The organism is Shewanella sp. A22 (assembly GCF_053850585.1).
This window is the reverse complement of record NZ_JBSQBN010000184.1, coordinates 1-5,739: the sequence shown is the minus strand read 5'-3', so window position 1 is coordinate 5,739 and position 5,739 is coordinate 1. Positions and strand designations below refer to the sequence as shown.

Below are 5,739 nucleotides of genomic sequence, written 5' to 3'. Positions count from 1 at the left end.
GTGGAATACCTGAGAGACGCCATTCTGGCGGGTTTCAAAGTCCTTTATGCTTCGTTAGATGCTTTCAAAATACGACGGCATGGTCTATTTTTTTCCATAAAAAATAAGACATTCCCACCATCCATGGTGGTCAGATGTTGGAGGTAGAGTAACGCAGGAGCTTGTTACCGAGGATCACTATTCGCTTCAATCATCTGCCTTGCCTACAGCACTTTGAACTCCCGCTGAAAGATCACATATTTAATAGGATTGGTATTAGACAATAGCTGTTTCTCACCAACCTGTGCATTACGCAATAGGTACACAATCTTATGGGCGTTAAAGTTAATCATGTTGTGGTTCATCGCGGGGCACATTTTCGCTTTAAAAAACATACTGAACCAGATTTGAAATGACTCAAAGGCGACAAATTAATGTTACCCCAGTGTATAGGCTTAGCTAATGATTAGAGTGTGAATGAAAATGAACTTTTCTGACGATTAACCATCCAAAAAGAAACAAAATACAATGAGGCAATGTAGACATAAATGGAAATATTAACGGCATCCAGGGAAGCCTCAAGTTCGCCTATTTCAATGATCAATCTAGGAAAAGCTAATTTATTTAAGCCCGTTATGGCCGCATTGATTACCCATGTATTGCTAATTTTTTTGATTGCATGGTTCTGGTATCAAGATACCAATCAACGCAAATCCACTTTAGTTCCCTTGGTCAAATCCCCTGCAATAAAAAGCTACCTAATAACATCATATCAATACGAATTAATGCGCGATAGTGGTGAACAATTAAATAAGGCTCATTCTTCAAATCCTCAAGAAACATCGTTATTAACGCCCCCCAAAATATCACCCGACATAACCTCTGAAACAAACTCCAAAAAAGTTGAAACACCCATTGTTGCAGTCAAAAAAAAACTTGCGGTCACCACACTGGACAGTAAAGAGTCATCGCGTCAATCAGGTCCCGCTCCTGAATTAAATACTCACTCTGATGTAGAAAAACCTATTTTCACATCGCATTCCATTAAGCAAATATCAAAGCAATATATACAGCAACACAATGATGATGAACTCGAACGTCTTATCAGCTCACAAACTGCGCTGACAAAAAAACCTTCTGGGACAATGAGTGAAATGGATCCTCAATTAGATTTTATCGTATTAGAACCTGACATTGATATTAGTCAACCCCATACATTTGACCACAAATTAGATCCGAACCGAATTGTAAAACAAGGTGATTATTGCTATCGAGTAGTAGAGCTACCAACCCAAATAAACCCACACGGACATGGGTTGGGCTTCGCTGAATTTTGTGGTGAAGATAAACAGAAAAAACAATTAACAAAGTCGATTAACAATAGAATTAACAAACTAAAATAGTAACACTGAAAAACGATTATCAAACCACTGCCCCATTGATAATTAAGGGCATTCAACATTATCATACCTCGCAACAACGTTAGCCATTGATGCAATATTATCTATTGATATCGCCCCAAAAGATCTAATTAAACTGTGATACTAACTCTGTTTGCCTAATACCTTGGGCGCTTATTTCTTGACTGTGTTTAGATGCCTTGTGACAGTTTTGCTCAAATTGATTTATACCATCTTGTAACATCATGGCATTATTATGAATTTGATTAACGACAGCGGCTTGCTCTTCAGCAGCTACAGATATTTGCTCACCATTACTCTCGATAATATCCATCACTTCACTAACAGAATTCAAACTTTGCTCAAGCATTTTACTTGAATCAATACTCTTGCTTGTTAATAAATCGCTTTGATCCATTTGCGCAACGGCTTCTGCTGTGGTTCGACTAAGTGTATTTATAATCGCATGTATTTCATGAGCCGAGGTGGCAGATCGACTTGCTAAGTTACGTACTTCATCGGCAACCACAGCAAACCCTCTACCCGTTTCTCCAGCTCGCGCAGCTTCAATCGCTGCATTAAGCGCAAGTAAGTTGGTTTGCTCAGCAATACTCTCAATCACATCCACAACTTGATTAACACTCTGGCATTGCTGATTCAGTGTTGAAATAGCAATACGAGATTCTTCTAGTAAGCGATTAATTTCTGTTGTTGCTGTTTGACTGTTTGATAATGCAACCTTAGTCTTTTGTATTTGTTCAACTAGTTGATGGATTTCTGATGTTGAATTAGCAGTATTTTGAGCAATATCAGTAACAGAAGAACTCATCTGGCCAATGGCTGTAACGACTTGTTCAAGGTTTTGTGATTGTTCAACCAACTGACTTTGATTAGCTTGGTTTTGTTGTTGATGCTCTTCTAAACCTTGCTGTAATTCTTCGCCACTGTCTTTAATACGCCCCACTACAGCAAGTGTTTCAGCTTTTTGCATCCGTAAGCTTAATTCTAAATGAGAAAGTTCATCGGTATAACCTGTGTAAACAAATTGATTTAGTGGATTATCATGTACTTTTTTACTCAAGATCAAGATGTTATTAAAGCGTTGTTTGAGAACATAAAGGGGTCTACAGAAACATAATATGGCAATAATAAATGCTAAAATAGTTAAAAAACCACTGGAGTATGGTAAGGACACTAATAATCCGACTGATAGCAACCAAGCCAAAAAAAGTTTAGTAATAATACTCGCACCAAACAATGGTTTAGCCGCTTTACCTGCATTGACCGCATCGTAACAAGCTTGAGCTCGCTTAGTCAGTTCTGCATCTGGTTGAGTTCTAACCGATTGATACTCACAAATTGTTCCGTTGCGCTTAATAGGTGTCACATAGGCATTAACCCAATAATATTTACCATTTTTACAGCGATTTTTCACTAAACCCATCCAGCTTCTTCCTTGCTTGATGGTGTCCCATAAATCACCAAATGCCGCTTTAGGCATATCAGGGTGACGCACAATATTATGTGGATGGTTAACGAGCTCTTCTTTTGTATAACCACAAACCGTCATAAAATCATCGTTGACGTGAGTAATGATACTGTCTAGATCGGTTGTTGATAGAATTTTATAATCCGACGGATAGGTAACTTCTTCATCGATAATGTTTTTTGCGGTCATATTGATATATTTATATGTTGTCGAGTAAATAATAAGTGTGATTATTAATCAATCAACATTGTTTGTATGTGATGACTCGCTACTTTAATCAGTAAATATTTAGCATCTTTAAAAATTCACGAAGTAAGTCACAAAAAGAATAACCTGATTAAAATCAACATCAAATACTAAGCATAATTTAGATAAGGACCACAAAAATGTATTTAAAAAAATTGAAAGGTAATCGTGATAGAACAATCATTAGCGCAGTGTAGAATATAGGAGTTACTTTGTATGAAATTAGCGCTAATTTAATTCTCAAGGGTGTCGCTTGAATATTCGACAACATTTATTGTTTTTTATGATAAAAATAACGCACGCGATATCATCAATAAAGACTAATTAACACAGGTCAAAATCAGTTATAAGCTCCCGAGAGACTGTAACTAATTTTGTGTAACTGCTTATCCTTGATGTACTTATGCTCACTCTTGGTTAGTCGTATACGGTTATACTTTTGCCATAAAACCATTCACACTGGCCAATTTAGGGGCATATTTTTTCCTCAGGAATGCACTATTGGCTATTTTATCTAAATCACCAACTAATACTTTTTGTTGACTTATATCGGTATCAATTTTAACAGAGTGTATGGTCACTTCTGTTCCTACTGCCACTTTATAATCTGTGTTAGTTTTATTTTTATGCTCAATACTTTGAGTCCAAATATCTTCTATTAAGCGCATGCTACTTGATGCTTCATTCTGGCTATCTATTACCTTGGTGACATATATACCATAACCAATTTGGGTCTGAACTTTATCGGTCCTTTCGGTATTGGCCTTTTGATCTAAAGCTGTGACGCCCCCCTTATTGGTCACGGCTTTAATTTCATATTGTTCTGACTTATTGATGTCTTGCGTTCCTTTATCCCCATAGAACGAAAACATTTGACTATCAAAGCTTTTTTTCTGTTTCATGCCAATATACCCACCATCATAGCTCATAGTGGTATCCTGTTTTTGATTCACATCTAAATACCCTGAAATTCCCTCAGAACCAAAATTAAAGTGACCATTAAAATCTGCGAGTGTAGACATCCCCTCTTTAAACACATTGTCTTTAATACCTGACATTTTTTGATAACGTTCATCACCCTTAATGATATTATTCGTTAAGTCTGCAACCAGTTGGCGACCATTGGCGAAATGACTTTCAGCTTGTTGCTGAATTTGGCTATGCCGGTCACTTAACTCAAACATTGTGGTTAACGCTGTTTTGTAAATATCAATTGAAGAAGATAAATACTGATCGGTTAATGATGATAAACCCGCTTTGACTTCATCATAGTGACTATCCATCACTTGCAAATATTGGGCTAATTGTTCGGGGTCTTGCCCTCCGAAAGTAGAGGTGGTGATATCAAACTTGGTCGGTTCAAAAGCAAATCGATTACGCTCTACTAATAAGCTCTGTTCTTGAGTTTTTTTATTAAACTCATAGCTGTAATCAAATTCATCTATGCCTTCCCATAGGGCCATGGAAAGATCAATGCTTGCCAACTGTTCACTATCAAAACCCACTAACAAATCTGTGTTCAACGTCGCACTGCTAAACTGTGGAATGGAGTGACTATACTTAGAAACTGAGCCAAAATAATCATCAGCTAGTTCACCGACGTTAGCAAAAATGGTTTGCATTGCTGCATATTCTTTTTCAGACAAGTCACCATCCACTTCGTAACTCAATTGAAAGCTATCTAAAGTATTGTGCTCACTGCTGTCAGAAAGATATGACATGCCATTTTTTTCTAAAGCTTGAGCCGATGAAAACCTAATCGTGATGATATCGCCTTCTTGAGTTTGCAGTGCGAGTTCGAAAGATTTTTTATCTGACTCTGCATTATGTTGACGCATACTATATTCGCCAATCTTATTTAACGCTCGCTCGACTCGGTATTCACTCCGGCTGATAAAAGACTGCTGCTCAGGACCAAGTTGGCCTAACTTATTTAAAATAGAACTGGTATTACTATAAGCCTTACGATAGCTTTTAGCCGATTGTTCAATAAGTTGTGTTAATTCATCACTATTTTTCCCATCAGAAAGTCCTTGTTGATAATTTTTAGTCATAAAGCTAATCGCCAAGTCTTCAGCTTTAACATTAAATTTTGGCACACTCACAGTGGTGATATTTAACGGCGACATGACAAACTGTTCAGCCAACTGTTTTTTCAACAACCCATCGATATCATCTACATAGTCTTTACGTGCAAGGCTCATTTCCTGTGCCATTTCAGTACTTAACGGCACGCTATCTTGAGTATTGAAATTTTGACTTTGGGCAGTATTGTTGGATTGTTTTACTTTTACTTGATTGAGCATCAATTGCTCAGCCACGTTGTTAAGTGGGCTAATAAAGCTAGATCTAAAGTCATTGATTGACATCAGTAAACCGTCCTTAGGGCCAAAATCCATAATAAATGTTTATTGAATTACTCTCATTAGTCACAGCACAAATAGATTATCGGTACATGAAAAAAAAACATTAGAATTATTTGACGTCACCATATTGACCAGGGCGAGATCGTGAACGTTTTTCAATCAACTTAACACACGATTTGACGTTAACATTTAGCTATGATCTTATACTCCCTTTTTTCGGGAGCTCACCATGCATATTGACCACTTCAAAGAGACTTTT

3 protein-coding genes are annotated in these 5,739 nt (G+C 37.1%); 1 reads left to right on the top strand and 2 read right to left on the bottom strand.

Translation table 11 applies throughout. The annotated features are described in order from the left end of the window. The first annotated feature begins 527 nt into the window (after positions 1-527). Positions 528-1,382, top strand: coding sequence for a hypothetical protein (locus tag ACWXWT_RS19655; RefSeq protein ID WP_456043262.1), 855 nt, complete (start codon positions 528-530; stop codon positions 1,380-1,382). 124 nt (positions 1,383-1,506) lie between these two features. On the opposite strand, the gene ACWXWT_RS19650 is transcribed toward ACWXWT_RS19655, so the two are convergent. After that, complete coding sequence (locus ACWXWT_RS19650) at positions 1,507-3,057, bottom strand: methyl-accepting chemotaxis protein (protein ID WP_456043261.1); 1,551 nt, start codon at positions 3,055-3,057, stop codon at positions 1,507-1,509. Positions 3,058-3,545: 488 nt separating this feature from the next. After that, on the bottom strand, positions 3,546-5,483 hold the full coding sequence (locus ACWXWT_RS19645; protein ID WP_456043260.1) for a hypothetical protein: 1,938 nt from the start codon (positions 5,481-5,483) through the stop codon (positions 3,546-3,548). Between the last annotated feature and the right edge of the window lie 256 nt (positions 5,484-5,739).

What these genes read in the sequence shown, in the direction of transcription:
- ACWXWT_RS19645 (WP_456043260.1), bottom strand. Translation starts at nt 5,483, where the DNA reads ATGTCAATCAATGACTTTAGATCTAGCTTTATTAGCCCACTTAACAAC.
- ACWXWT_RS19655 (WP_456043262.1), top strand. Translation starts at nt 528, where the DNA reads ATGGAAATATTAACGGCATCCAGGGAAGCCTCAAGTTCGCCTATTTCA.
- ACWXWT_RS19650 (WP_456043261.1), bottom strand. Translation starts at nt 3,057, where the DNA reads ATGACCGCAAAAAACATTATCGATGAAGAAGTTACCTATCCGTCGGAT.